The organism is Caulobacter sp. 602-2 (genome assembly GCF_011043625.1).
In the GTDB taxonomy this organism is placed as follows: domain Bacteria; phylum Pseudomonadota; class Alphaproteobacteria; order Caulobacterales; family Caulobacteraceae; genus Caulobacter.
On the sequence record NZ_JAAKGT010000011.1, the window covers coordinates 60,363 to 84,963 of the forward strand.

Annotated in this window: 31 protein-coding genes; 18 read left to right on the forward strand and 13 right to left on the reverse strand. The window is 69.8% G+C overall.

Annotation, left to right across the window (positions count from 1 at the left end; translation table 11 throughout):
- Positions 1-6 precede the first annotated feature (6 nt).
- From G5B46_RS19175 to G5B46_RS19205, 7 genes are all read left to right on the forward strand, one after another.
- Complete coding sequence (locus G5B46_RS19175; RefSeq protein WP_165261479.1) at positions 7-783, forward strand: SDR family oxidoreductase; 777 nt, start codon at positions 7-9, stop codon at positions 781-783.
- A gap of 12 nt (positions 784-795) precedes the next feature.
- Complete coding sequence (gene folB / locus G5B46_RS19180) at positions 796-1,203, forward strand: dihydroneopterin aldolase (protein WP_165261481.1); 408 nt, start codon at positions 796-798, stop codon at positions 1,201-1,203.
- Positions 1,200-1,754, forward strand: a complete 555-nt coding sequence (locus tag G5B46_RS19185; protein ID WP_165261483.1) for a hypothetical protein — start codon at positions 1,200-1,202, stop codon at positions 1,752-1,754. Before folB ends, G5B46_RS19185 begins: the two co-directional genes overlap by 4 nt.
- Positions 1,755-1,855: 101 nt before the next feature.
- Positions 1,856-2,227, forward strand: coding sequence for a hypothetical protein (locus G5B46_RS19190; RefSeq protein WP_165261485.1), 372 nt, complete (start codon positions 1,856-1,858; stop codon positions 2,225-2,227).
- 6 nt (positions 2,228-2,233) lie between these two features.
- Positions 2,234-2,635: a hypothetical protein gene (locus G5B46_RS19195; RefSeq protein ID WP_165261487.1), complete on the forward strand. Its 402-nt coding sequence runs from the start codon at positions 2,234-2,236 to the stop codon at positions 2,633-2,635.
- Between the two features lie 466 nt (positions 2,636-3,101).
- Positions 3,102-3,782 (forward strand): tetratricopeptide repeat protein, encoded by a 681-nt coding sequence (locus G5B46_RS19200; RefSeq protein ID WP_240903575.1) that lies wholly within the window; start codon positions 3,102-3,104, stop codon positions 3,780-3,782.
- Positions 3,783-3,865: 83 nt separating this feature from the next.
- The gene (locus G5B46_RS19205) at positions 3,866-4,522 is read left to right on the forward strand and encodes a class I SAM-dependent methyltransferase (RefSeq protein WP_165261491.1); all 657 of its coding nucleotides are present in this window, start codon (positions 3,866-3,868) and stop codon (positions 4,520-4,522) included.
- Positions 4,523-4,701: 179 nt separating this feature from the next.
- On the opposite strand, the gene G5B46_RS19210 is transcribed toward G5B46_RS19205, so the two are convergent.
- A complete protein-coding gene (locus tag G5B46_RS19210) occupies positions 4,702-5,592 on the reverse strand; it encodes a branched-chain amino acid aminotransferase (RefSeq protein ID WP_165261493.1) in 891 nt (296 codons plus the stop codon).
- An 80-nt stretch (positions 5,593-5,672) separates the two neighbouring features.
- Here G5B46_RS19210 and G5B46_RS19215 point away from each other — a divergent pair, with 80 nt between their 5' ends.
- The 4 genes from G5B46_RS19215 to G5B46_RS19230 all read left to right on the forward strand — a co-directional run bounded on the left by G5B46_RS19215 (position 5,673) and on the right by G5B46_RS19230 (position 9,258).
- Entirely contained in the window at positions 5,673-6,164 is a 492-nt protein-coding gene (locus G5B46_RS19215; RefSeq protein WP_165261495.1) for a helix-turn-helix domain-containing protein, read from the forward strand.
- Entirely contained in the window at positions 6,161-6,862 is a 702-nt protein-coding gene (locus tag G5B46_RS19220) for a response regulator (RefSeq protein WP_165261497.1), read from the forward strand. Before G5B46_RS19215 ends, G5B46_RS19220 begins: the two co-directional genes overlap by 4 nt.
- 191 nt (positions 6,863-7,053) lie before the next feature.
- Complete coding sequence (locus G5B46_RS19225; protein WP_165261499.1) at positions 7,054-8,397, forward strand: ATP-binding protein; 1,344 nt, start codon at positions 7,054-7,056, stop codon at positions 8,395-8,397.
- A gap of 132 nt (positions 8,398-8,529) precedes the next feature.
- Positions 8,530-9,258 (forward strand): TIGR02594 family protein, encoded by a 729-nt coding sequence (locus tag G5B46_RS19230; RefSeq protein WP_165261501.1) that lies wholly within the window; start codon positions 8,530-8,532, stop codon positions 9,256-9,258.
- A 41-nt stretch (positions 9,259-9,299) separates the two neighbouring features.
- On the opposite strand, the gene G5B46_RS19235 is transcribed toward G5B46_RS19230, so the two are convergent.
- Complete coding sequence (locus G5B46_RS19235; protein WP_165261503.1) at positions 9,300-9,845, reverse strand: TetR family transcriptional regulator; 546 nt, start codon at positions 9,843-9,845, stop codon at positions 9,300-9,302.
- 362 nt (positions 9,846-10,207) lie between these two features.
- On the opposite strand from G5B46_RS19235, the gene G5B46_RS19240 reads away from it, so the two are divergent.
- Positions 10,208-10,516 carry a hypothetical protein gene (locus G5B46_RS19240; protein WP_165261505.1) on the forward strand — a complete coding sequence of 103 codons (309 nt, stop codon included), beginning with the start codon at positions 10,208-10,210 and terminating at the stop codon, positions 10,514-10,516.
- Positions 10,517-10,702: 186 nt separating this feature from the next.
- Here the strand turns inward: G5B46_RS19240 and G5B46_RS19245 are convergent, their stop codons facing one another.
- Together G5B46_RS19245 and G5B46_RS19250 are read right to left on the reverse strand one after the other, a co-directional pair.
- The gene (locus G5B46_RS19245) at positions 10,703-11,002 is read right to left on the reverse strand and encodes an AzlD family protein (RefSeq protein WP_165261507.1); all 300 of its coding nucleotides are present in this window, start codon (positions 11,000-11,002) and stop codon (positions 10,703-10,705) included.
- Positions 10,999-11,775, reverse strand: a complete 777-nt coding sequence (locus G5B46_RS19250; RefSeq protein ID WP_205691771.1) for an AzlC family ABC transporter permease — start codon at positions 11,773-11,775, stop codon at positions 10,999-11,001. Before G5B46_RS19250 ends, G5B46_RS19245 begins: the two co-directional genes overlap by 4 nt.
- 140 nt (positions 11,776-11,915) lie before the next feature.
- Between G5B46_RS19250 and G5B46_RS19255 the strand changes: the two genes are divergently transcribed.
- On the forward strand, positions 11,916-12,374 hold the full coding sequence (locus G5B46_RS19255; protein WP_165261509.1) for an Lrp/AsnC family transcriptional regulator: 459 nt from the start codon (positions 11,916-11,918) through the stop codon (positions 12,372-12,374).
- Between the two features lie 166 nt (positions 12,375-12,540).
- On the opposite strand, the gene G5B46_RS19260 is transcribed toward G5B46_RS19255, so the two are convergent.
- Together G5B46_RS19260 and G5B46_RS19265 are read right to left on the reverse strand one after the other, a co-directional pair.
- Complete coding sequence (locus G5B46_RS19260) at positions 12,541-13,665, reverse strand: NADH:flavin oxidoreductase/NADH oxidase (protein ID WP_165261511.1); 1,125 nt, start codon at positions 13,663-13,665, stop codon at positions 12,541-12,543.
- A 116-nt stretch (positions 13,666-13,781) separates the two neighbouring features.
- Positions 13,782-14,300, reverse strand: a complete 519-nt coding sequence (locus G5B46_RS19265) for an SRPBCC domain-containing protein (protein WP_165261513.1) — start codon at positions 14,298-14,300, stop codon at positions 13,782-13,784.
- A gap of 103 nt (positions 14,301-14,403) precedes the next feature.
- Here G5B46_RS19265 and G5B46_RS19270 point away from each other — a divergent pair, with 103 nt between their 5' ends.
- Positions 14,404-15,306: a LysR family transcriptional regulator gene (locus tag G5B46_RS19270; protein ID WP_165261515.1), complete on the forward strand. Its 903-nt coding sequence runs from the start codon at positions 14,404-14,406 to the stop codon at positions 15,304-15,306.
- On the opposite strand, the gene G5B46_RS19275 is transcribed toward G5B46_RS19270, so the two are convergent.
- Positions 15,303-15,965: an ankyrin repeat domain-containing protein gene (locus tag G5B46_RS19275; protein WP_165261517.1), complete on the reverse strand. Its 663-nt coding sequence runs from the start codon at positions 15,963-15,965 to the stop codon at positions 15,303-15,305. The genes G5B46_RS19270 and G5B46_RS19275 overlap by 4 nt on opposite strands.
- Positions 15,966-15,967: 2 nt before the next feature.
- Positions 15,968-16,474 carry a DUF805 domain-containing protein gene (locus G5B46_RS19280; protein ID WP_165261519.1) on the reverse strand — a complete coding sequence of 169 codons (507 nt, stop codon included), beginning with the start codon at positions 16,472-16,474 and terminating at the stop codon, positions 15,968-15,970.
- Positions 16,475-16,622: 148 nt separating this feature from the next.
- Between G5B46_RS19280 and G5B46_RS19285 the strand changes: the two genes are divergently transcribed.
- Together G5B46_RS19285 and G5B46_RS19290 are read left to right on the forward strand one after the other, a co-directional pair.
- Positions 16,623-17,012 carry a BlaI/MecI/CopY family transcriptional regulator gene (locus tag G5B46_RS19285; protein ID WP_165261521.1) on the forward strand — a complete coding sequence of 130 codons (390 nt, stop codon included), beginning with the start codon at positions 16,623-16,625 and terminating at the stop codon, positions 17,010-17,012.
- Positions 17,009-18,325: a M56 family metallopeptidase gene (locus G5B46_RS19290; protein WP_165261523.1), complete on the forward strand. Its 1,317-nt coding sequence runs from the start codon at positions 17,009-17,011 to the stop codon at positions 18,323-18,325. Before G5B46_RS19285 ends, G5B46_RS19290 begins: the two co-directional genes overlap by 4 nt.
- 87 nt (positions 18,326-18,412) lie before the next feature.
- Here G5B46_RS19290 and cobS read toward each other — a convergent pair whose 3' ends face one another.
- Together cobS and G5B46_RS19300 are read right to left on the reverse strand one after the other, a co-directional pair.
- Positions 18,413-19,420, reverse strand: a complete 1,008-nt coding sequence (cobS, locus tag G5B46_RS19295; protein WP_165261525.1) for a cobaltochelatase subunit CobS — start codon at positions 19,418-19,420, stop codon at positions 18,413-18,415.
- A gap of 231 nt (positions 19,421-19,651) precedes the next feature.
- Positions 19,652-20,023, reverse strand: coding sequence for an RcnB family protein (locus tag G5B46_RS19300; protein ID WP_165261527.1), 372 nt, complete (start codon positions 20,021-20,023; stop codon positions 19,652-19,654).
- Between the two features lie 162 nt (positions 20,024-20,185).
- Between G5B46_RS19300 and G5B46_RS19305 the strand changes: the two genes are divergently transcribed.
- Complete coding sequence (locus G5B46_RS19305) at positions 20,186-20,920, forward strand: phosphatase PAP2 family protein (protein WP_165261529.1); 735 nt, start codon at positions 20,186-20,188, stop codon at positions 20,918-20,920.
- Positions 20,921-21,044: 124 nt separating this feature from the next.
- On the opposite strand, the gene G5B46_RS19310 is transcribed toward G5B46_RS19305, so the two are convergent.
- The 3 genes from G5B46_RS19310 to G5B46_RS19320 all read right to left on the reverse strand — a co-directional run bounded on the left by G5B46_RS19310 (position 21,045) and on the right by G5B46_RS19320 (position 22,421).
- Entirely contained in the window at positions 21,045-21,461 is a 417-nt protein-coding gene (locus G5B46_RS19310) for an SRPBCC family protein (RefSeq protein WP_165261531.1), read from the reverse strand.
- A gap of 75 nt (positions 21,462-21,536) precedes the next feature.
- Positions 21,537-21,674 carry a hypothetical protein gene (locus G5B46_RS19315; protein WP_164467259.1) on the reverse strand — a complete coding sequence of 46 codons (138 nt, stop codon included), beginning with the start codon at positions 21,672-21,674 and terminating at the stop codon, positions 21,537-21,539.
- A 177-nt stretch (positions 21,675-21,851) separates the two neighbouring features.
- Entirely contained in the window at positions 21,852-22,421 is a 570-nt protein-coding gene (locus G5B46_RS19320) for a DUF427 domain-containing protein (protein ID WP_165261533.1), read from the reverse strand.
- Positions 22,422-22,621: 200 nt separating this feature from the next.
- Here G5B46_RS19320 and G5B46_RS19325 point away from each other — a divergent pair, with 200 nt between their 5' ends.
- Positions 22,622-24,523: a peptide MFS transporter gene (locus tag G5B46_RS19325; protein WP_165261535.1), complete on the forward strand. Its 1,902-nt coding sequence runs from the start codon at positions 22,622-22,624 to the stop codon at positions 24,521-24,523.
- Positions 24,524-24,601: the final 78 nt, after the last annotated feature.

Sequence of the window (24,601 nt, forward strand, 5' to 3'; positions counted from 1 at the left end):
GGCTGGATGTCCAGCTCTTCCCCCTCACCATCCCCGCGCGGCGGCGCGCTCGTCACCGGCGCGGGGCGCAGGATCGGGCGGGTGCTGGCGCTGGAGGCGGCGCGGGCGGGCTATGACGTGGCGGTGCACTACCGCACCGCGCGGGACGAGGCCGAGGCGGTGGTGGCCGAGATCGCGGCGCTGGGCCGCCGGGCGGTCGCCCTGCCGGGCGAACTCGCCGATCCGGACATCGGCGCGGCCCTGGTCGGGGCGGCGGCAGAGGCGATCGGGCCGCTGACCCTGCTGGTCAATTCGGCCTCGACCTTCGAGGACGATCGCATCGCCGACCTGACCGTCGACAGCTGGGACCGCCACATGGACGCCAACCTGCGCGCGCCGGTGCTGCTGGCCCAGGCCTTCGCCGCGGCCCTGCCCCGGGGGAGCAAGGGGCTGGTGGTCAATCTGGTCGACCAGCGCGTCCTCAAGCCCAATCCGCAGTTCTTCAGCTACAGCGTCTCCAAGGCGGGGCTCTGGTGGGTCACGCGCACCCTGGCCCAGGATCTGGCGCCGGCCATTCGCGTCAACGCCATCGGCCCAGGACCGGTGCTGGCGTCCATCCACCAGGCCCCCGGCGAGTTCGAGGCCGAGGCCGCCGCCACGCCCCTGGGCGGGCCCGTCGATCCGGCCGAACTGGCCGCGGCGATGCGCTATCTCATTGACGCGCCGTCGGTCACGGGCCAGATGATCGCGGTCGACGGCGGCCAGCATCTGGCCTGGCGCACGCCCGACGTCCTCGGTTCCTGAAGGCCCCCGCCCTTGTCCGCCTCCCCCCTCTCCGAAACGCCGTTCCCGGCGCCCGTTCTCGCCAAGGTCATCGTGACCAAGGTCTTCGTGCGCGGCCTCAAGGTCGAGGCCCAGATCGGCGTCTACGACCACGAGCACGGCCGCGTGCAGCCGCTGGTCATCGATGTCGAACTCGACGTGGCCGCCAGCCACTGCGAAGAGCTGGGCGACACGGTCAATTACGAGACCATCCGCACCGCCGCCCAGGACATCGCGGCCGCCGGTCATATCGACCTGGTCGAGACCTTCGCCGAGCGTCTGGCCCAGGCCTGTTTCGACGACCATCGCGTCACCCGCGCCCGGGTGCGGGTCGAAAAGCCCCTGGCCCTGGCCCCCCACGCCGCCGCCGCCGGCGTCGAGATCACCGCCGTCCGCGGGTGAGCGAACTTTCCCACAGCGCCCGCCTGGCCCCGTTCCAGCCTGAGACGGCCTGGAGCCTGGAGGACGGGACGCTGGTGGAGCGCCGCGGCGGGCGTGAACGCCGTTTCGAGCTTTCGCATCTGCGCCGCTTTCGCCTGGCCATGCCGCGGGGCGGCGGCCGCCAGCGCGCCCTGATGCTGAGCTTCGGCCGCCAGCGCGTGGCCATCGCCTCGCAGAGCTGGCGCGGTCCGGGCCTCTATGACGACCGGCTGGAGAGCTTCGCTCTGCTGGCGCGGGCGATCGCCGCCGTCGGCGCTGACCTTTCGCCCCATGCCCGCTTCGAGACCGCCGGCTTCAAGCTGCGCGACGCCACGACCCTGGTCGTCGGCCTGCTGGCGGCGGGCGCGCTGACGCTTCTGATGCTGGCGATCTCGTCGTCGATGCGCGACATGGCCATCGGCCTGGCCGCCCGGATGGTGTTCCTGCTGCTGCTGATCTTCGCGGCCCTGCCGTGGCTGCCCAGGGGCGAGGCGCTGGATCCCCACGACCTGCCCAGGCGCTGGCTGCCCTAGGCGAGGGACGCGGCGGGCCTTCCCTTTCGGAAGCTTCATTTGCATCGCCGCGCGTTTTTGGCGAGCATCCGCGAAACATCGCTTTTCAAGCCAGGAACACCGTGACCGACGTCCAGCCCGATCCCGCCGTCCCGCCCGCCCTGCAGGACGACAAGACCATGCCGATCATCGTCTATGCCTGCTACATCGGCGGCTGGGTGACGGGCGGCGTGTCGGCGATCATCGGCCTGATCCTGGCCTATGTCTCCAAGGGCGCGGCGCCGGAATGGCTGCAGAGCCACTATGTCTTCCAGATCCGCACCTTCTGGCTGTCGCTGCTGTTCGGGGTCATCGGCTTTGCGACCGCGTTCCTGGGCATCGGGCTTCTGATCCTGGCCGGCATCGGCATCTGGGTGACCGTGCGCGCGATCATCGGCCTGTCGTGGCTGCTGAAGGGCCAGGCCTATCCGACGCCCCGCAACTGGATGCTCTGAGGACCGATGACCGACCTTGCTCCCGCCGTCGAACGGCACTCCGAGGACAAGATCGTCCCGGCCGTGGTCTACGGTCTCTACCTGCTGGGCTTCAGTAACGGCCTGACCTTCTTCATCGGCCTGATCGTGGCCTATGTGCAGCGCGGCCAGGCCGGGCCGATCAACGAGAGCCACTACACCTTCGCGATCCGCACCTTCTGGCTGTCGATCGCCTGGTTCCTGGTCGGCGGGGCGCTGGTGCTGTTCGGCATCCCGCTGTCGCTGGTGCTGATCGGTGTGCCGATGATCATCGCGGGGGTGGCGATCATCTCGGCGATCAGCATCTGGTTCATCGTCCGGTGCATCGCCGGAATCGCCTTCCTGGTGCGCGGCGAGGCCTATCCCAGGCCGCGCACGTGGTTGATTTAGAGGCAGGAACGCGCCTCGGCGCCCGCGCGGGCGTCTTCCAGGTTATCAACGTTCCCCTGGCAGGCGAGTATGCTCGACGCCGGTCGCCCGGTCCTATGACTTTCCGCCCCTGGCGGAAGTGCGTCGTGGAGGGGGCGACATGCTGGCTCGCATCGTAGGGATCATCTTGGGGCTGATCCTGGCGACGTCGGGATACGTGATCTCAGGCCTGGGCACGCTGGGGACGTGGGCCGTCGGCTGGGATCTCGGCCCGTTCGAGCCGCATCGGACGACCGCCGGTTGGGCGGCGATGACGTTGGGGGGAATCCTTCTCGTCGCCGCCCTGATACCCCGCATGGGGACGTCGCGTCGGGGGACGCGACGCAGGAAGGGGAGCGCTCGCGGGGGCGAGCGTTCCCTGACCAAACCCTTCGACATGGGCGGGCCCGAGCCGGCGGCGGCGATTCCGGCTATGACGGCGCCCGTCATGACGACCGCTTCCACCGTTCAAGCCGCGCCGGCGCCCGCTCAAGCTCCCGCCAGCGCGCCCGCGCCCGCCGCACCTGTCGGGGCCACCGAATTCGAGATCCTGCGCGCCGAGATGCTGGCGCTGTGCGGCTCGGAGGCCTGGAACCCGGCCGCCCGGGTCCTGGCCAGACTGGTCCGCGCCGCCGAAACCGACCGTGAGCGGACGATCGCCTATCGCGACCTGGGCGACTTCGCCGCCGCGCAGGGGCGGCACGACGACGCCGCCGAGGCCTATGAGGAAGCCGTGTCCTACGCCCGCATGGTCAGGAAGGCCGCGCCGAACGATCCGACGGCGGACGAGCTGCTGGCCGGCGCGCTGGCCGGGGTGGGCGACACGGCCGAGGCCGAGGGACGCCTGAACGAGGCGCTGTCGGCCTTCGAGGAGGCGCTGGCCCTGCGCCGCTCGCCCGGCGGTCGTGAGGCCGCCGATCCCGGCGCGCAGCGGGCGCTGTCGGTGGCGCTGGAGCGCCTGGCCGACCTGCGCGAGGATCGCGGCCACCGCATGCGGGCGCTGGATCTGTATCGCGAGAGCTACGACGTCACCGCGCGCCTGGCCGCCGCCGATCCGGCCCGGTTCGGCCTCGACCTCGTCGCCACCCGCGCGCGCCTGGAAGAGATCGAGGCGCGGGTCGCGGGGTAGGAGAAAGTCTGGCGCCTTGTGGCCAAGCTTTCCCCCCGCCATCATCGCCTGCTTCGGGGACGGTCCCCGCTCTGGGGAAAGTCATGGTCTATCTGCGCTGGCGGCGCTTCATCGAGATGGCGTCGCTGGATCGTCCGTGGCTGGGCGACCTGATGGAGAAGCGCAAGGGCGAGGCCTTCCGCGCGGCTCCGGTCGAGCGCTGGGACCAGGAATATCGTGACGGCGTCTACGACCGCCTGCACCGCTCCGACCAACGCCACCATCACCGCCTGCTGGCCGCCATGATCGCCGACCGCTGGCCCAGCCCCCGCGTGCTCGAGATCGGCGCCGGCGAGGGGGTGTTCTTCGAGGCCCTGCGTAATCACCGGCCCGCGCGCTATGTGGGCGTCGACTTCTCCGAGCCGGCGGTGGCGATGGGGCAAAAGCGCCTGTCGGCCGAGATCGCCTCGGGCCAGGTCCAGATGCTGCTGGGCGACGGCCGCGCCTTCGCCGTCGACGAGACCTTCGACGTGGTGGTGTTCTCCGAGTGCATCGAGCACCTGGGCGAGGTCGAGCCGTTGATCGACCACTACCGCGCCATGCTGGCGCCCGGCGGGGCGGTGGGCTTGACCATGTGGCTGTCGCTCAAGCCCCTGCGCCTGTGGCGACGCCTGAAGGCCATGGGCCAGGTTCGCGACGAGGCGGTGGTCAACACGCCCTGGGGCGGCGGCTGGCTGGTGGCGACGGTGGAGCCCCGCTGAAGCGGGGTCCCCCTCCGGCCTTCCGGGCCACCTCCCCCAGAGGGCGAGGATCTTGGCGCACAGATGCTCCCCCTCTGGGGGAGCTGTCGCGGAGCGACTGAGGGGGTCCTCCTCACACAAAGAAAAACCCCGGAGCGTTTCCGCCCCGGGGTCTTCAGATCAACAGTCCGAACCAGGCCTTACGCCGGCACGACTTCCTCGCGGCGGACCAGGGCGGCGTAGGCGTCCATCAGGTCCAGCGACAGCTTGCCGGGGGTGAAGGTGAACTCGCCGATCTCGGCCACCGGGGTCACTTCCGCGGCGGTGCCGACGATGAAGCATTCGGTGAAGTCGGCCAGCTCCTGCTTTTCGATGTGGCGCTCGACCACCTCGATCCCCTTGCCCTTGGCGATCTCGATCACCGTGCGGCGGGTGATGCCGTCCAGGAAGCAGTCGGGCTTGGGCGTGTGCAGCACGCCGTCCTTGACGAAGAACACGTTGGCGCCGGTCGCCTCGGCCACGTAGCCGCGGTAGTCCAGCATCATCGCGTCGGTGTAGCCGTCCTTCTCCGCGGCGTGCTTGGAGATGGTGCAGATCATGTAGAGGCCGGCGGCCTTGGCGGCGACGGGGGCCGTCTTCGGATCGGGGCGGTTGTACTTGGCCCAGGTCAGGCGGATGCCCTTGGCCTTCAGCGCCGGGTCGAAATAGCTGGGCCAATCCCACACGGCGATGGCCACGTGGATCTTGGTCTGCTGCGCCGAAACGCCGATCATCTCGCTGCCGCGCCAGGCGATCGGGCGCACGTAGCAGTCGGACAGGCCGTTCTTGGCGGCGGTCGCCTTGCAGGCCTCGTCGATCTCGGCCACCGTGTAGGGGATCTCGAAATCGAGGATTTCCGCCGACTTGAACAGGCGCTCGGTATGCTCGGTCAGCTTGAAGATCTCGCCGCCGTACATGCGCTCGCCCTCGAACACCGACGAGGCGTAGTGCAGGCCGTGCGTCAGTACGTGCACCTTCGCCTCGCGCCAGGGAACGAACTGGCCGTCCAGCCAGATCCATCCGTCGCGATCATCGAAGGGAACGAGAGACATCGGTCCAAGACCTCCTTATTTGGAACCCGGTCCTTAGACGCCCGAGGAGCCCGAAGGTCAAACGAAATGGACACCCTCGCATGACGCCACACGCTGATCCCCGCCTGATCCTGCGCGAGGAAGAGCTCGACGGCGGCCTGGAGTTGATTCTCCTGGCCGAGGCGGCGCTGTGGGCGGCGGTCGACGGCGTGCTCGAGACTGAAGGTCCGGGCCTTGGCCGGTCGCACTGGCGGGCGGCGTTCCTGCTGCGGCGGCGTCCGGGCATCGGCGTGCAGGACCTGTCGAAGCTGACCAGCCTGTCGAAACAGGCCGCCAGCAAGACCCTATCGGACCTGCAGCGACTGGGCCTGGCCGAGAAGGCGGCCGGCGACCTGGACGCGCGCCGGCGGCCCGCGGTGCTGACCGAGGCCGGCAAGGCCTTCGAGGCGCGGGTCAGCGAGCGGCTGCGGGCGCTCCTGGGGCGCGCCTATCGCACGGGCGGGCTGGACGGCGTGCCCGGCGCGCGCAGGATCCTTGCGGCCCTGGCCGGTCCGCGCCAAGGGGTTGGCGTCAATCGAAGGGAGGCGCTGTGAGCCCCGAGGAAAGACGCGACCGCCACCTGCTGGTGGTCGACGACGACGACCGCATCCGCGACCTGCTCAAGCAGTTCCTCAGCCGCGCCGGCTTTCGGGTCAGCGCCGCGGCCGACGCCGCCCACGCCGATCGCCTGATCGGGGTGATGGACTTCGACCTCCTGGTGCTCGACGTGATGATGCCGGGCGAGGACGGGTTCTCCTTCACCAGGCGCGTGCGGGCCAAGGGCGGCGAGGTCGGCCGCATGCCGATCCTGATGCTGACCGCGCGCGACACCACCGGCGACCGCATCGAGGGCCTGACGCACGGCGCCGACGACTACCTGGCCAAGCCGTTCGAGCCGCAGGAACTGCTGCTGCGCATCGAGTCGATCCTGCGTCGCGCCGCGCCCAAGCCGATGGGCCCGCAGGAGATCGTCATGGGCGACTGCGCCTTCCTGCCGGATCGGGGCGAACTGACCCGAGGCGGCGCGCCGGTGCGCCTGACCGAGGCCGAGGTCGCCCTGCTGCGTCGCCTGGCCCGCGCCGTGCACGAGCCGGTCGACCGCCTGGAACTGGCCCGCGACACCGCCGACGCCACCGGTCGCGCCGTCGACGTGCAGGTCACCCGCCTGCGCCGCAAGATCGAGCCTGACCCCAAGAACCCGAGGTACCTGCAGACCGTGCGGGGCGTGGGCTATCGGCTGGCGCCGGATTGAAGATGGTCGTGCATCGAGGAACCTCCCCCCTTGGGGGAGGCGGCCGTAGGCCGGTGGGGGGGCGTTTTCAGCTTCCGCAGCGCTGGGCTGATTTCGCAAGAACGCCCCCCACCGATCGCTGCGCGATCGCCTCCCCCAAAGGGGGAGGTTCCTTACCCGCTTACCTCTCCCGCCTCGCGTGGAAGGCCTAGATGCGCCTGCGCACCCGCCTGTTCATTCCCCGCCAGATCAAGCGCTGGCTGCCGACCTCGCTGTTCGGCCGCAGCCTGCTGATCATCGTCCTGCCGGTGGCGGTGATGCAGATCGCCGTCACCTGGGGCTTCTTCGACGCCCACTGGGAGACGGTGAACAGCCGCCTGTCCGAAGGCCTGGCCGGCGACATCGCCTGGGCCGTGGCCACCTATCAGGACGATCCCAGCCCCGCCGCCGTCGACCGCATGGCCCAGCGGGCCGAAGACACCATGGACCTGTCGATCGCCCTGCTGAGGGGGCGCGAGCTGCCCACGGGCAAGCGGCCGGCCATGTTCGCCTCGCTCGACCGCTCGATGCAGCGGGCCCTGGAGGAGCGGCTGGACGAGCCCTTCTGGTTCGACGCGTCGGACCGCTACACCGCCCACGTGCAGATCCAGGTGAAGGTCAAGGAAGGCACGCTGCGGATCTACGCGCCGCGCGATCGCGCCTTCGCCACCCAGGGCCACATCTTCATCCTGTGGATGGTGGTGGCGACGATGCTGCTGACCGCGATCGCCATCCTGTTCATCCGCAACCAGGTGCGGGCCATCGAGCGCCTGGCCGACGCCGCCGACGCCTTCGGGCGGGGGCTGGACCCTGAGTTCAAGCCGCACGGCGCGCGCGAGGTGCGCCAGGCGGCCCAGGCCTTCCTGGCCATGAAGGCCCGCATCCAGCGCCACATCGAGCAGCGCACGGCTCTCCTGGCTAGCGTCAGCCACGACCTGCGCACGCCGCTGACCCGGCTGAAGCTGGAGATGGCGCTCTCCGAGCCGGGGCCGCAGGTCGAGGCCATCAAGCGCGATCTCTCCGAAATGGAGCACATGATCGACGAGTACCTGGCCTTCGCGCGCGGCGAGGGCGGCGAGGCCCTGCAGGCGGTCGAACTGGCGCCGCTGATCGCCGGGGTCTGCGCGGCGGCCGAGCGCGGCGGGGCGCGGGTCGAGACCGTGCTGGAGCAGGACCTGACCGCCAACCTGCGGCCCAGCGCCTTCAAGCGGGCCCTGGCCAATCTGGTCGACAACGCCGCCGCCCACGGCGACACCGTCCGCGTGACGCTGGAGGCGCGGCTGACCGGCGGGGTCAACATCGTGGTCGACGACGACGGGCCGGGTATTCCCGAAGACCGCTACGAAGAGGCCTTCAAGCCCTTCAACCGCCTCGACGAGTCGCGGAACCAGAACGAGAAGGGGGTCGGCCTGGGCCTGGCCCTGGCCCGCGACATGGCCCGCGGGCTGGGCGGCGATCTCGTGCTGGAGCGCTCGCCGATGGGCGGGCTGCGGGCGGTGATGCGGCTGCCGGGCTGACCCTGGACGACGTCCGTTTCCGTCGTCCCGCCGACACAATATCACCGGGTAATTCCGTGAATGCTACTATCGGTTGACTCGCCTTGATGCGTGCGCTTCCGATACCGGCGTTCCTCAAGGAAGGGCCGGGTCATGAAGATCAAGGACATCCAGCAGCAACTGGCCGCGCGCGGCTACACGCCAGGGCCGATCGACGGCATCTGGGGGCGGCAGACCATCGCCGCCGTTCGCCGGTTCCAGAGCCGGCACGGACTGGAGGCCGACGGCGTGGTCGGGCCCCTGACCCTGGCGGCCCTGTTCCAGGGAGCGCCGGCCGCGGCCGCCCCGACGCCGTCGTCGCTGACCGGCTTCGACGATCCCAGCCTGGTGTGGTTCCAGGAGGCGCGCCGCCTGATCGGCACGCGCGAGAAGCCCGGCGCCGGCAACAATCCGGAGATCCTCGACTGGGCCACCGAGCAGGGGCTGAAGAACAGCTACACCGGCGACGACATCCCTTGGTGCGGCCTCTTCGTCGGCCACTGCGTCAGCAGCACCCTCGACCGCGAGGCCACGCCCTCCAGCCTGCTGTCGGCCAGGGCCTGGGAGCGGTTCGGGATCCCGATCGCGCCGACGCCGGGGGCGGTGATGGTGTTCTGGCGGGAAAGCCGGACCAGCGGCAAGGGCCATGTCGGCTTCTATGCCGGCGAGGACGACACCGGCGCCTTCCGCATCCTGGGCGGTAACCAGTCCGACAGCGTGTCGCTGGCCTGGCTGGGCAAGGACCGCTTCCTCGGCGCCCGCTGGCCCGCCACCGTGCCGCCGCCGATCCCGCGCCCGGTCAAGGTGGCCCGCAACGCCAGCCTGTCGTGGAACGAGGCCTGAGGGGTCATGCCCCGGACGCCCTGGCGGGGAGCTCGGTCGGCCTAGAACCCCGCGCCGACCTTGGCCAGTTGCTCGGCCATCTGCTTCAGGCGCTTGTCGAGCTCGGCCATGGTGCGGTTCAGCGCGCCCTCGTCGTCGCGCCAGATCTGCAGGGTGCGGGCCCAGACGGCGGTCATGGCCGCCAGGCGCACGGGCGTGGCCTCGACCCCGGCGGCTTCGAGGATCGCCCGGGCGGTCCTGGGAAAGCGCAAGGCGGCGTGCGGCAGGCCCTCGGACTTGGCGATGGCGATCAGGGCGTGGCGATGCGGCTCCATCGCCTCGACCCGGGCCATGGCCGCGTCGAACAGGCGGTCGTGGGCGGCCGCGCCCTCGCCGGCGTCGGCGTTGAGGGCCGCCTGGTCGAAGCGGCGCGACAGGTGGGAGAGCACCTTGGCCTTGCTGTCGGCCTTCACGTAGAGCTCGGCGAACGGCGCCCCGGCGGCCACGGCGATGTCGCGCAGGGCGATCTGGGGCCAGGGGCGGTCGGCGGCCAGCGACAGGGCGGCGGCGGCCGCGCGGTCGAGCAGGTCTTCGGCGGGCGTGGTCATGGAGGAAGACATGGCCGTGCGGCAGCCGTCGAGCAAGAGGCTACCCGCAGCAGTAGTCCGAGCGGAACGTCTCCAGAATCTTTGCTGCCTGCTTTAGGTTCCGCGCCGCGGTCCGATCTTCGTTCGGTCCCAGACCCTCCTCAAGGGCTCTGTAAGCCGCCTGAGCGTCCACCAGGAGAGTTAGAATTTCCGCTGACGCTTTCTGCAGTTCATGCAGCTTGGAGTTTGCCATTGCCGGCTCCGTCTATGGGAAAGGGCGTCATCCGACGGCCAGTACGACTAGGTATGCCGAGCACTTTGGAGGGCGGGAAGGGGGCTCTTCCGGCTTGCGGAAGTTTTTTTGGCGAGGGAAAGGAGCCGCCATGAGCCTTTCCCACTACCGCTGCGACTGGACCCACGCCCACGCCGACGAGCCGGTCACCCTGTTCTACGAGGTCGACGAGGAAGGCCGCGTGCTGCGGATGGTCGACATCTACCGCGACGGCCGCCGCGAGCGCGACACGGTCGCCAACTATTTCGGCCCCGACGCCGAGAACCTGACGGACGGCGACTTCTTCGAAAGCACCGAGAACCTGCGGGCGGGCTACGAGGCCGTCGACGGCGACGAGCGGATGTCGCTGGTCCAGGTGGACGCCGCGGCCTTTGACGCCGCCTGGCGGCTGGACGCCTGATCTCAACTGAAGCCTAAAGAAACTTGTCATCCCGGCCGGAGGAGCGCGTTAGCGATCCGCAGAGCCGGGATCTCCCACGTCGGCAGGCTCGGCAAGCGTGGGAGGTCCCGGCGCTCCGCTTCGCTACGGCCGGGATGACAGGCAACATCGTACGATGCCCTGGGCTTGGGCAATGGGTTAGGCCCTCTAGCCCAGCAACCAGCGCAGCCCGCCGGCCGCGATGACGCCGATCGGCACGACGGCCAGCATCGGCAGGCGCAGGGCCGCCAGGAAGGTGACGGCCAGGGCCAGCAGGTCGGCCGGGCGGGGCGAGACGAAGTGCGGGGCGATCACCGCGATCAGCACGCAGCCGGGCGCGGCCTCCATCACTGCCGTGGCGCGCGGGCCCAGCGTGCGGTTGCGCAGCACCAGATAGCCGCCGATGCGGGTCAGGTAGGTGACGGCGGCCATGGCCAGGATGGTCGCCAGGACGGGCAGCGAGATCATGCGGCGGCTTCCTTCCTGTTCGGCGCGGCCCACAGCCAGGCGGTCAGCAGGCCGGCCAGCGCGCCGGCCGCCACCGTCCAGGCGCCCGGCGCCAGAAGGTGGCCGCTCGCGGCGACGGCCAGGCTGACCAGCCAGGGGCGGGCGGCCCGGAAGGTGGTCCACATGCCGCGCAGCAGCACCAGGAAGATCGCCGGGAAGGCCATGTCGAAGCCGAGGGTCTCGACGTTCCCCAGCACCGGGCCGACCATCGCGCCCAGCGTCGTGAAGGCGATCCAGGCCAGCCACATCGGCAGGGCGACGCCCAGATAGTGCGCCAGGCTGAAGGTCCCGCGGGCCTTGGCGTCGGCCAGGGCCATGGCCCAGCTTTCGTCGCACATCAGGAACAGCGCCGGCAGCACCCGGCGCTTGGGCAGGGATTTTAGGAACGGCGCCAGCGCCGCGCCCATCAGCAGGTGGCGGCTGTTGACCATCAGGGTCACGGCCGCGATCAGCAGCAGGTGCGGCGGCGAGGTCCACAGGCCGATGGCCGCGAACTCCGATCCGCCGGCGAAGTTCAGGCCGGTCATCAGCGGCGTCTCGACGGCGGACAGGCCCTTCTGGGCGGCCTGGGCGCCCAGCACCAGGGCGAAGGGCGTGAACCCGGCGGTCACCGGCAGCGAGGCCAGCAGGCCGCGCCGAAATTCGGATCGCGATCGGTCGCGCCCGGATTCAGGACGCAGTTCGGAGAGCCGCTCGCCAGGCATGGCGGCGGGAGCGCAGGTTTCGATTGTCATGGGCGACCGGGGGAGGGCGGTTGCGGGAAGGATTGGCAGCCTAGCGCAAACCTCGCGCAATCGGGTTGCGATCATGCTCCCATATGATCAATGATTGGCATCAGGGCGAAATTGATCGCCAAATCTTGGTTCTGGATTCCATGAAGCTCGACGACATCGATCGCCGCATCCTTCGCGAACTGCAGAAGGACGGCCGCATCCAGAACGCCGAACTGGCCAAGCGGGTGGGCCTGTCGCCCTCGCCCTGCCTGCGTCGGGTGAAGATCCTGGAGGAGGCGGGCGTGATCGCCCGCTACGTGGCGGTGCTCGACGCCGCCAAGGTCGGCCGGGGGCAGACCTTCTTCACCCGCATCTGGCTGAACGCCCAGCACGAGGACGCCGTCGACCACTTCGTCGCCGAGGTGAACAAGCTGCCCGAGGTGGTCGAGTGCTACGTCATGCTCGGCGACTGCGACATGCTGCTGCGCGTGGTCGCCGCCGACATCGCCGACTATCGCCGCTTCCAGGCCGATCACCTCAGCCGCATCCGGGGCGTGCTGAACGTCAAGACCGACGTCCCGGCCCAGACGGTCAAGCAGACCTTCGCGGTGCCGCTCTAGAATTTCACCTTCTCCCATAGGGAGAAGGGGGGGCGCGCCGTCAGGCGTGGGAGGATGAGGGGTTACGCCTTCGACCGGCGTGCCGGCACGCCGTCGGGCGCCGTCACCCCTCACCCTCCCGTCGCGATGCGACGGGCCCCTCCCTCTCCCCTCCGGGAGAGGGTTGTTATTCCGCGGCCGCCGCCAGTTCAGCCGCCGGGCGGTACTTGTCCAGCCAGTGCGCGTACGGGGCCGGCAGGGTGGCCCAGGTCGGACGATCCACGCCCAGGATCTGTGCCAGCTCGTAGGGGTAGTGCGGGTTGGCCAGATGGGCGCGGCCGATCATCACCAGGTCCATCTGCTCGCTGGCGACCAGGCTTTCGGCCAGCTTGGGCGCGTCCAGGCCCCATGACGAGGCCACCGGCAAGCCGGCTTCCTCGCGCACGCGCTTGGCGATCGGGCCCAGGAACGGCGTGCCCCACGGAATGCTGGTGTTGGGGATGGTGAAGCCGACGCTGACGTTCAGCAGGTCCAGGCCGCCGGCCTTCATCCGGCGGGTCAGGTCGATCGACTCGGCCAGGGTCTGCTCGTCGTGGCCGTCATATTCCAGCACGCCGAAACGGGCGGTCAGCGGCAGGTTCTCGGGCCATTCGGCGCGGACAGCCGCCAGGGTCTCTTCCATGAACCGGCCCCGGCCGTGCGCGTCGCCGCCGTACTGGTCGGTGCGGTGGTTGGAGTGGTGCGAGAAGAAGCTCTGGGCCAGGTAGCCGTGGGCGAAGTGCAGCTCCAGCCATTCGAAGCCGGCCTCGCGGGCGCGGCGGGTCGCGGCGGCGAAGTCGGCCTTCACCCGCTCGATGTCGGCCAGGGTCATCTCGCGCGGGACCTTCGGCAGGCCCGCGCCGTAGGCGATGGCCGAGGGGGCGATGGTCTGCCAGCCGCGCGGATCGCCGTCGGCGATGTGGTCGTCGCCTTCCCAGGGACGGTTGGCGCTGGCCTTGCGGCCGGCGTGGGCGATCTGGATGCCGGGGACAGCGCCGGCCGCCTTGATGGCCGCGGCGATCCTGGCCAGGCCTTCAGCCTGCTCGTCGGTCCAGATGCCGGTGCAGCCGGGGCTGATGCGGCCTTCGGGCGAGACGGCCGTGGCCTCGACGATCACCAGGCTCGCGCCGCCGCGCGCCAGGCCGGCGTAGTGGGGCAGGTGCCAGTCGGTCGTGACGCCGTCCTCGGCGCTGTACTGGCACATCGGCGGAATGGCGATGCGGTTGCGAAGCTGGGCGTCCTTCAGGCGGAAGGGCGTGAACAGTGCGGACATGCGGGCGGGTGCTTTCGGGGAGGAAAGGGAATGGAGGCGGCAGAGGTGTAGGCCCGACCGGTGCGTCTCAAGTGCCGTTCGGGCGCAAGACCTGTGCCCTGGGGGCACAATGCCCGTTATTCGAGCGGCGCTTGCGAGCGCGCCGCGCGGGCCAGGCCGTGGAGCCAGGCCTGGTGGGCGTTGAGCATCGGGTTGGGCAGGGTGGCCGCCAGGTCGCGGGCCGGCCCGCCGTTCTGGGTCTCCTGGGTCAAGATCCGCAGGCGGCCGCCCGGCAGGTCTTCCAACAGCCAGGCGTGGTGGACGTCGAGCCGGGCCTCGCCTTCGCCCTCGACCCAGCCGCGCCAGGCGATACGGGCCGGCTCGCCCGCGACCGGCGGGACGAACTCGACCACCTGTCCTTCGACGGCGAAACCGAAGGTGGTGAAGGAAAAGCGGGCGCCGTCCGCCAGCCGCGGGCCGGGAACGTCGTGAAACGCAATGTCGGCGGCGTTCTCGTAGTAGGTCGGCCAGGCCGTCGCGGTGGCGAGATAGGGCCAGGCGTCGGCGGCGGTCAGGTCCGGGACGATGATCTCGTTGGAGACGAAGTTGTCGGTGGTTCCGGGCAGGTAGCCCTCGGGCCAGCGGATGGCGTGCATGGGGGAAAGCCTTCAGGCGGGGCGGGGAGGCCCCTGGACCCGGCGAGGGATGCGCCCTAAGCCATCATAAGGCCAATCGTCATTCGATATCGGATCCATCAGCATGCGCGATATCAAAACCCTGGATCTCAATCTGCTGAAGGCGTTCGACGCCCTGATGGACGAGCGCAGCGTCACCCGCGCGGCCGAGCGCCTGGCCCTGACCCAACCGGCGGTCAGCGGCATGCTGGCGCGCCTGCGCGAGGGGTTCGATGATCCGTTGTTCGTGCGCGCCCAGCGCGGCGTCACCCCCACGGCGCGGGCGCTGGAGCTGGCCGGGCCGGTCAGGCAGGTGTTGGCCGAGGTCGAAGCCTTGCTGCGCCCTGCGGCCTTCGATCCGGCGACGGCCAGCTTCACCCTGACCCTGGCGGCGACCGACTACGCCCTGCAGGCCATCGTCGCGCCGTTCATCACCGCCCTGCGCGCCCGGGCCCCGAACATGGTCGTCGCCGTCAGGCCGATGGAGGACGCGCGGGTGCTGACGCAGTTCGAACGGGGCGAGGTCGACATCGGCTTCATGTCGCCCGAGACCCTGCCGCCGGGCGTGCATTCGCGGCGCCTGTTCGACGAGTCCTATGTCTGCGCCTTGCGCGCCGACCATCCCGACGCCGCCGGACCGATCCTGCTGGATCGGTTCTGCGAACTCGACCACGCGCTGGTCTCCTATTTCGGCGAGCCGTTCTTCGGCCCCACCGACGCCGCCCTGGCCAAGCTCGGGCGGCGGCGAAAGGTGGCGCTGTCGGTGACCAGCTTCCTGATCCTGCTGAAGCTGTTGCGGACCACCGACCTGATCGCGGTCGCGCCGCGGCGCCTGCTGGACGACGCCGAGGGCCTGGTCTTCCGCGATCCGCCGGTGGCGATCCCGGGCTTCACCAAGCTGGCCGTCTGGCACGAGCGCACCCACCGCGATCCCGGCCGCCGCTGGGTGCGCGAGCTGTTGTTCGAGATCGCGGGCGAGAAGGTCTAGGGCAGCAGGGCGGCCACGGCGTGGTGGCCGGCGTCCTGCGCCACCTTGCGCGCGGTGCGGCCGCTGTCGTCCTTCAGCGACGGATCCGCGCCATGCGCCAGCAGCCAGCGGACGGACTGCGCCTGCCCGAACTGCGCCGCGCCCATCAGCGGCGTGAAGCCGCCGTCGGGCGCCTGCAGATCGATCTTGCCGCCGTGCTTGAGGCAAAGCTCCAGCGCGGCGATGTCGCCCAGGGCGGCGCTGCCCATGAAGGCGCTGGCGGCGCTCTGGTTGAAGTAGTTGGGGTCGGTTCCGTGGGCCAGCAGGTAGGCGCGGATGGTCGCGGGATCCGCGGCAGGGCCGCCCTTGATCGAGTGGAGGTCGCCGACGACCATGAAGGCCGTGTCGCCATAGGCGTTGAGGCCGTTGGGATCGGCGCCGGCTTCGATCAGCATGCGGACCATCTCGAGGTCGGCGTGGCTGGCGGCCAGGGCCAGCGGCTTGCAGATGTCGTAGGGGCCGCAGGGCGGTTCCAGGTCGGGCTTGGCGGCCAGGGCCTCGCGCAGGGCCGCGACGTCGCGCGCCTGGATGGCGGCCTTGGTCGCCTCCTCGGCGGAGGGCGCGCAGCCCGTCGTCAGGATCGCGGCGACAACGGCGCCGGCCAGTTTCCAGCGGGTCATGCTCACGCCTCCGGGCCGTAGCGGTTGTCGTCGGGCTGCCCCGCCCGGCACAGGAAGACCACCAGCATGACCAGCGAGGCCATGTAGGCCAGGTTGTTGGCGAACAGCGGCAGGAACAGGAACATGGTCGTCTCGTCGCCGGCGATCGCGCCTTCGAAGAGGACCGGGAACAGCGCCAGGCCGATCGCCAGGAACACCGCCGGAGGCAGGCCCCAAAGGCCCGAGCGGCCGATGTCGTGCAACCGGCGGGTCACGGCGGCCGCCAGCAGGGCGACGATCGCGGCCGTGCTCGCGCCCATGATCCAGAAGAACGGGCGGAAGCCCGAGCCGCCGTCCGCGAACGGATCGGCGGCGACGAAGGCGGCCGTGAAGATCGGCAGAATGGCCAGGTTCATCCCGATCAGGCCGCCGATCACGACGAGGCCCGCGAACGGCCAGAACCGACCGCGCCGGTCGCGGCCGGAAAACCGGCAAAGGTTCGAGAAGCCGTGGCGGATCGAGGCGAGCATGAACGCGCTCCAGTGAAGCTTGCGCACCAGCCTTAAGCGCCGTCGCCGCTGCAAGGCAAGCGGGTCGTCCTCGTCTCGGAAATCGTCGGTTGACTTCGGTCGCGCTACAAATGTAGCGTCATCGCTAATGAAGTCGTGAGGCGAGCGCATGGGTGATCCGTCCGAACTGGAGCTGGAGGTCATGAAGGCCTTCTGGCGCGATGGCGCGATGAGCGCGCGCGAGGTGCAGGCCGCCGTACAGGCCTCGCTGGGCTGGAGCGGCTCGACCACGCGCACGGTGCTGGAGCGCATGGTCGCCAAGGGGCTGCTGGAGCGCGGGGCCGTGCACGGCCTGGCCGTCTATCGTCCGCGCAAGGCCAAGGTGGCGGTGATCGGCGGGGTGCTGCAGCGCCTGCGCGGCCTGCTCGACATCGACGGGCCGCTGCCGGCCTCGGCCTTTTCGGGCAGCCAGTTGCTCAGCGCCGCCGAACTGGACGAGCTGCAGGCCCTGCTGGCCGCCGCGGACGACCAGGTCCGGGACGAGGAGCCTTCGAAATGAGCCCCCTGCTCGCCGCCTTCGGCTTTGGCCTCGTCGCCGCCTTTCCCGTGGGGGCCCTCGGCTTCCTGCTCGGCTGGAGCGTCGAGGGGCTGACGCCCGCGCCGCGCGTCCGGGCGCTGGTCTGGGGCCTGGCCTTCCTGCTGCCGGCCGCCGTGCTGGCCGCCACCCTGCTGGGCGCGGCGATCCCGCTGCCCCAGCCGCAGCGGGTGTTGCTGCCGGCGCCGCTGTCGGTCGACCTGACCGAGTTCGGCCCGTCCGGTGCGGAGCGCCCGCGCTACTGGGCCGCCTCGGCCGCCTGGATCGCCGGCGGGTTGCTCGCGCTGTCGCTGGCCGGCGTGCTGTTCAGGGCGACGGGTTGGCTGCTGGCCCGCGGGCGTCTGGCCGCGGTGGTCGCCCGGGCGAGGCCGGCCGACGCCGACCTGGCCCAGGCCGTCGCCGTCGAGGCCGGCGCGCTGGGCGTTGCGCCGCCGCGGGTGCTGATCGGCGCCGGCGTGGCCGAGCCGCTGCTGGCCGGCGTGCGCCGCCCGGCCATCCTGCTGCCGGCCGGACTGGTCGAGACCCTGCCGCGCGAGACCCTGATCCGGATCTGTCGCCACGAACTGGCCCACCTGGTTCGCCGCGACAACCTGCGCCTGCCGGTCGAGGAGCTGCTGGCCGGCCTCTTCTGGCTGTCGCCGCTGACGAGCCTGCTGCGCCGGCGGATGCTGGCCGCCCGCGAGGCCGTCTGCGACGAGATCGCCGTCGGCGCCGCCCCGCCCGAAGCCCGCCGGGCCTATGCCCAGGCCCTGGTCGACGTGCTGCGCCAGGCCGCCGCCGACCCTTCCCTGCACCCCGCGTTCACTGGCCGAGAAAGGACCCCGACCGCCATGCGCCTCGACTCCATCCTGCACCCCGCCGCGCCGATCTCCGGCGCCCGCCGCATCGCCGTCGCGGCCCTGACCCTGCTGGTCGCCGGCGGCGGCGTCATGGGCGCCAACGCCCTGGCCGACGAGGCCCGCCACGCCCAGCCCCGGCCCGAGGCGGCGCCCGCCCGGTCGGTGTCGCTGCCGACGATCAGCCTGCCCTCGGGCGCTTCCTTCAGCCCGGTGCGCATCGAGGCCGACAGCATCGAGACCTTCAAGGACAAGCCCGATCGCGTCGTCTACCAGGGCGACGTGCACGTGAAGGGAAACACTGAAAGCACCGAGTTCCGGCTCGACGGCAAGCCGGCGCCGGCCGGCTTCAATCCGCGCGACCTGCCGCCCGGCGCGGTCAAGCGCATGGAGATGTTCCGCGAGGGCGACCGGACGATCATGGACTTGAAGACCAACTAGGCTCGGATCGTCGCGAAAACGAAGAAGGCGGCCTCTCCTGCGAGGGGCCGCCTTCGATCGTTTTTCCGAGGTTCTGGAGGCGGGTCCTTACGCCACCTTCACCCGGGCGGCGCTTTCCGGCAGGTCCTGGCCGAAGGCGCGCTGGTAGAACTCGGCCACGGTGGGGCGCTCGAGTTCGTCGCACTTGTTGAGGAAGGTCAGGCGGAAGGCCAGGCCGATGTCGCCGTCGAAGATCTCGGCGTTCTGGGCCCAGGTGATCACCGTACGCGGGCTCATGACCGTCGAGATGTCGCCGTTCATGAAGGCGTTGCGGGTCATGTCGGCCACGCGGACCATGGCCGCCAGGGTGCGCTTGCCCTCGGCGGTGTCGTAGTGCGGGTTCTTGGCCAGCACGATGGCCGCCTCGACGTCGTGCTCGAGGTAGTTCAGCGTGGTGACGATCGACCAGCGGTCCATCTGGCCTTGGTTGATCTGCTGGGTGCCGTGGTAGAGCCCCGTGGTGTCGCCCAGACCGATCGTGTTGGTCGTCGAGAACAGCCGGAAATACGGGTTGGCGCGGATCACCCGGTTCTGGTCGAGCAGGGTCAGCTTGCCGCCGGCCTCCAGCACGCGCTGGATGACGAACATCACGTCGGGACGGCCCGCGTCATATTCGTCGAACACCAGGGCGATCGGGCGCTGCAGGCTCCAGGGCAGGATGCCTTCGCGGAATTCGGTGATCTGCTTGCCGTCCTTCAGGACGATGGCGTCCTTGCCGACCAGGTCGATCCGGGAAACGTGGCTGTCGAGGTTCACGCGGACCAGCGGCCAGTTCAGGCGCGCGGCGATCTGCTCGATGTGGGTCGACTTGCCGGTGCCGTGATAGCCCTGGACCATCACCCGGCGGTCTTTGGCGAAGCCGGCGCAGATGGCCTTGGTCGTCTGCGGGTCGAAGCGGTAGGCCGGGTCGATCTCGGGCACGTGCGGATCGCGGTGCGAGAAGGCGGGCACCTTCATGTCGCTGTCGACGCCGAACGCGTCGCGCAGCGTCACCCACTTGTCCGGGACCAGGGTGATCAGGGGATCGGCGGCGTGGCTGTCGGTCAGTTCGGGCATGGGTTTTCGATTAGCGCTCCGCCCCTGGGAGGGGAAGGGGGAATTGCGCCAATTATCCTTCTCCCCTTGCGGGGGAAGGTGGCGCGAAGCGCCGGATGAGGGGTGTCTCAAAAGCGAAACGCCGCGACGGCCTTTCGGCTGTCGCGGCGTTCGGGCCGGTGCGACCCCTCACCCGACCCCGCTCTGCGGGGCCACCCTCTCCCGCAAGGGGAGAGGGGTCGGTTGGGCGCCCTAGTTGTTGGCGATGATCACCGAGGCGATGATGCCGGTGGCGACCGCGGCCAGGATGTACTGGTCGTTCACGCGCTGCCAGCGGTAGCCGCGGGGCGGGGCGCGCAGGCCGTGGCGACGGTAGTCGCTGACATAGTAGCCGTTGCCGCGATAGCGGGCGTCGAGGCGTTGGCCCTTGGCCCAGCGGCGGTACTCGCGGCGATCTTCCTTGCGCTCGTAGCGAGCCTGGTCGCGGCGGCCCTTTTCGTAGGCGCGCTGCTGCTCGTAGCGGTCGTGACGGTCGTCGTGACGGGGCTGGGCCATGGCGGTCCCCGACAGGGCGGTCCCGGCCAGCAGCGAGGCGGCGACGGCGGTGATGATGAGACGTTTCATGACAAGTCCTTTCCCTTCGATGCCTCCACCTTAGTGAGGTCGATTTGGACTGGTGATGAACGAAGCAACTCAGGAACGGTTCATGTTTCTTTCATGAAACATTGTAGCTATACACGACGAATACCGGTTGCGGCCAATCTGCTTTTCGCGCGTTGAGGGTGCATGCCGCTCAAGCTCCGCCTGAACCCCCGTCGCGATCTGCCCCTGCTGCTGCGGTCCGCCCGGCGCGAGATCGCCGCCACCGCCGCCCTGCTGGTGGCGGGTCTTGGCCTGCTGGCCTTCCTGAACATCGCCGACGAGGTGGCCGAGGGCGACACCCGCGCCCTCGATTTCCAGATCCTGAAGGCGCTGCGCGTGCCGGGCCAGCCGCACCAGCTGATCGGTCCGGAATGGCTGCACACGGCCGCCGCCGACGTCACGGCCCTGGGCTCGGTGACGGTGCTGACCCTGCTGGTGCTGCTGGCCCTGGCGATCTGCGCCAGCCTGCGCCGCTGGGCCGAGGCGCTGGTGCTGGTGGTCGGCGCGGTGGGCGGTGTCAGCATCAGCCAGGGGCTGAAGCACCTCTTCCTGCGCGAGCGGCCCGATCTGGTCTATCGCGCCGTCGAGGCGGCCAATCCCAGCTTTCCGTCCGGCCACGCCATGCTGTCGGCGGTGGTGTTCCTGACCCTGGGAACCCTGGCTGCGCGCTTTGCGCCCAGGCGCCGGGTCAAGGCCCTGGCCCTGGCGTCGGCGGTGTTCTTCTCGGTGCTGGTGGGGCTTAGCCGCGTCTATCTCGGCGTCCACTGGGCCAGCGACGTGCTGGCCGGCTGGTGCGTCGGCGCGGCCTGGGCCATGGCCTGCTGGCTGGCCGCCTGGGCCTGGGCGCGGTTCTTCCGCTCGCCCCTGGCGGAGACTTGAAGATCCTCCCCCTGGTGGGGGAGGTGGCCCGAAGGGCCGGAGGGGGAAGTCCCTTCTGACGTCAAGGCCGTCGCCGGTTCACAGGCCACATCCCCCTCCGTCGGCTTCGCCGACACCTCCCCCTTCAGGGGGAGGATTGTTCCAGCCGGGCCTTCAACGCCTCAAGGTCGCGGGTCACGGCGGCGGCGTCGCGCTCGAAGGCGGCGTCGTCCATGTCGGGCAGACGAAAGAGCGTGAGGGTCACCTCGGCCCCGTCGCCGTTGGCCACCACGCGCAGGGGGACGGAGATCTCGGTTCCGTCCGGCAGGATCACCCAGTGGTCGAGCACGCCGAACGGGTTTGCGGGAGAGAACCGCACGCGGACCTCGCCGGCGGGGGTGTCGGCGATCCATACCCCGTCTTCGTCGGCCGATCGGCGCAGGCCCTCGCCCAAGCCCGCGGCCCATTCGGACATGTTTTCGGGATCGGCCGCATAACCGTAGACGGCGTCGGCCGGGCGGGCGACGCCGATGGTGATCGGGCGGCAGGGATGCACGGTCATGCGACGCTCCTCGTCATGGGCGAAGGAACGCGCGGGCCCAGAGCCGTTTCGGTGAAAAGGGCCGTTTCCGTGAAATCAGAAGAGGACGGTGGCCAGGGCGATAAGGCCGGCCCAGAGCACGATGCTGGCGCCGACGACGGCGACTCGGCTCCAACGGACTCGGCGGCGCGAGGGCGCGGTATCGGGGCGCGCGCCCATGCTGAGATAAGCCATGTCTTCCTCCCCCGCCTCTGTTCTCCCTCGGGGGCGGGAGCGGGCGGTTTCATTTGATACGATCTCCTGGGTTGCAACGCTTGGCAAGGGCGAACGGAGCCGCGCAGTCACAAAAATGTGCGTTACCACACAGGGGGTTGCGTCGACTCCCCGACTTGGCGGTTCGTCGCCAGGCGCTCAGATCGATCCGGTCCCATGATATGGGCGGCCGACCACCTGGTCTTCGTCGCCCTCCCAGGCCTCGTCGTCGGGCATCGAGACGTTGGCGTCCCAGTGCTCGGCCTGGCTGGAGCCCGAGCCGCTGTCGGTGTGGCGCACGATCTCGTCGATGTCGCGGGCGTTGCGCGGAGCCGTCCCGGGCGGGATGACCGCCGTCTCGGCCGGGCTCAGCGCGTCGTTCTGGAAGTCGACGTGCTGGGGATAGAAGGCCAGGCGTCCGGCCAGGCGCTCCATGCCCGGCAACGGGGCCTCGTAGGACCACACCGCGTCCTCGATGATCTGGCCGTCGCGATAGATCGTGTAGTAGCTGGCCGAGCCCTTGTAGGGGCAGCGGGTGGTCTTGTCCGAGCGGCGCAGGAAGGCCATGGCCACGTCGTCGCGCGGGAAGTAGCGGACGGGCGGATAGTCGGCCTCGCGCAGCACCAGCACGTCGTCGCTGTCGGCGATTTCGTGGCCCTCGAACAGCACGCGGACGCGGCCGCTTTCGCGGGCGCAGGTGATCGGATGGTTGGGGTCTGACGATTGCATGGGCGTTCCCCAGGCGTTGAAGGTGTCGTTGCGGAACTTGCAGCCAATGAAACGCGCGGCGCGCCCCAACCGCTCCCTCCCGGCAAGCCTTTGCTTGTGAAACGGAAAGCCGCGTGATCTTCTCCCCGCGAACCGGGGAGGGAAGGGCGAAACGACCGTTGGCGTCGCCCTATCTGACTTGAATATAGTCAAGGTCGAGAATGAATAGCATTGTCGTTGTCGCCGGCATTCTCGTCACGTTGGTGACGGGCCTGCCGGTCTTTTTGCAGCTCATCAAGGAGCACCCGAAAGGGCTGATCATCCTGTTCTTCGCCGAGATGTGGGAGCGGTTCTCCTACTACGGCATGCGGGCCATCCTGATCTTCTATCTGACGCAGCACTTCCTTTTCGACCCGAAGGTCGCCAACGGCCATTACGGCTCCTATACCTCCCTCGTGTACCTGCTGCCGCTGATTGGCGGCTTCCTGGCCGACAAGTGGCTGGGCACCCGCAAGGCCGTGGCCTTCGGCGCCATCCTGCTGGTCGCCGGCCACCTGGCCATGGCGGTGGAAGGCAAGCCCGCCACCCAGACCCTGACCTACGCCGGCCAGACCTACAGCTTCCAGGCCGAGGGCCGTGGTGGCGAACGGGTCGCCAAGCTGGTGGTCGCGGGCAAGCCCTACGACGTCTCGGCCACCAAGGCCGGCGACTTCGAGATCAAGGATCTGCCGGCCGCCGCGCCGCTGCCCGCCGTGCTGCCCAAGGGCCAGTACCAGCTGGGCGTCGAGGGGCGTGATCCGACCTACCTGAACATCTTCTGGCTGGCCCTGTCGCTGATCATCGTCGGCGTCGGCTTCCTCAAGCCCAACATCTCGACCATCGTCGGCCAGCTGTACCCGCAGGGCGACCCGCGTCGCGACCCGGGCTTCACCCTCTACTACTACGGCATCAACCTCGGCTCGTTCTGGGCCTCGATCCTCTGCGGCCTGCTGGGCATCAAGGTCGGCTGGTGGGCGGGCTTCGGCCTCGCGGGCCTCGGCATGCTGGCCGGTTTCGTCGTCTTCGTGCTGGGCAAGCCCTGGCTGCTGGGCAAGGGCGAGGCGCCCGAGCCCAAGAAGCTGAAGGAGAAGGTCGCCGGCCCGCTGACCCGCGAGCACGTGATCTACGCCCTGTCGCTGGTGGGCGTGCTGGGCGTGTTCTTCCTGGTCCAGCGCAGCGCCATCGTCGGGGTGACCCTGGTGGCCGGCATGATCGGCTCGATCGGCTACGTCCTGTGGTTCATGTTCGCCAAGGTGCAGAAGGTCGAGCGCGAGCGCCTGGCCCTGGCTCTGTTCCTGATCTTCGGCGCGGTGGTGTTCTGGACCCTGTTCGAGCAGGCCGGCTCGTCGCTGAACCTGTTCGCGGCCACCAACGTCAACCTCAACCTGACCTCGGCCCCCGTGCAGTGGTTCGGCGGCGCGGTGACCTTCGCCACGCCCGCCCAGCTTTCGGCCGCGGCCATCGACCCGGCCAAGACGCTGTGGATCGATTCCAGCTTCAACGCCGCCCAGACCCAGGCCCTGAACGCCGGCTGGATCCTGATCTTCGCGCCGGTCTTCGCGGCGCTGTGGACCTTCCTGGGCCGCCGCGACAAGGACCCCAACCCGGTCGTGAAGTTCGGTCTGGCGCTGCTGCAGGTGGGCCTCGGCTTCCTGGTGCTGCAGTGGGGCTCGACCTTCGCCGACGGCGCCTTCCGCATGCCGCTGTTCTTCCTGGTGCTGATGTACATGCTGCACACCACCGGCGAGCTGTGCATGTCGCCCGTGGGCCTGTCGCAGATGACCAAGCTGTCGCCGGCCTCGATGGTGTCGTTCATCATGGCCGTGTGGTTCATGGCCGTGGCCATCGCCCAGTACGTCGGCGGCTTCATCGCCGGCCTGACGGCGGTGGAAACCGTCGGCGGCCAGGTGCTGGACCCCGAAGCGGCGCTGCGCACCTCGCTGCAGGTGTTCAACGTCATCGGCCTGATCGCCGCGGCGATCGGCGTGCTGTTCCTGATCGCCTCGCCCTTCCTCAAGAAGTGGTCGCACGGCGCCGACGAGCATCACGCGGCCCCGACCGACACCGCCACGGTCGCCGACTGATCCTGGCGATCCGTAACCAAGACGAAGGCCCCGGAGCGATCCGGGGCCTTTTTCTTTGCCGCCCTGTCGGGTTTCGCA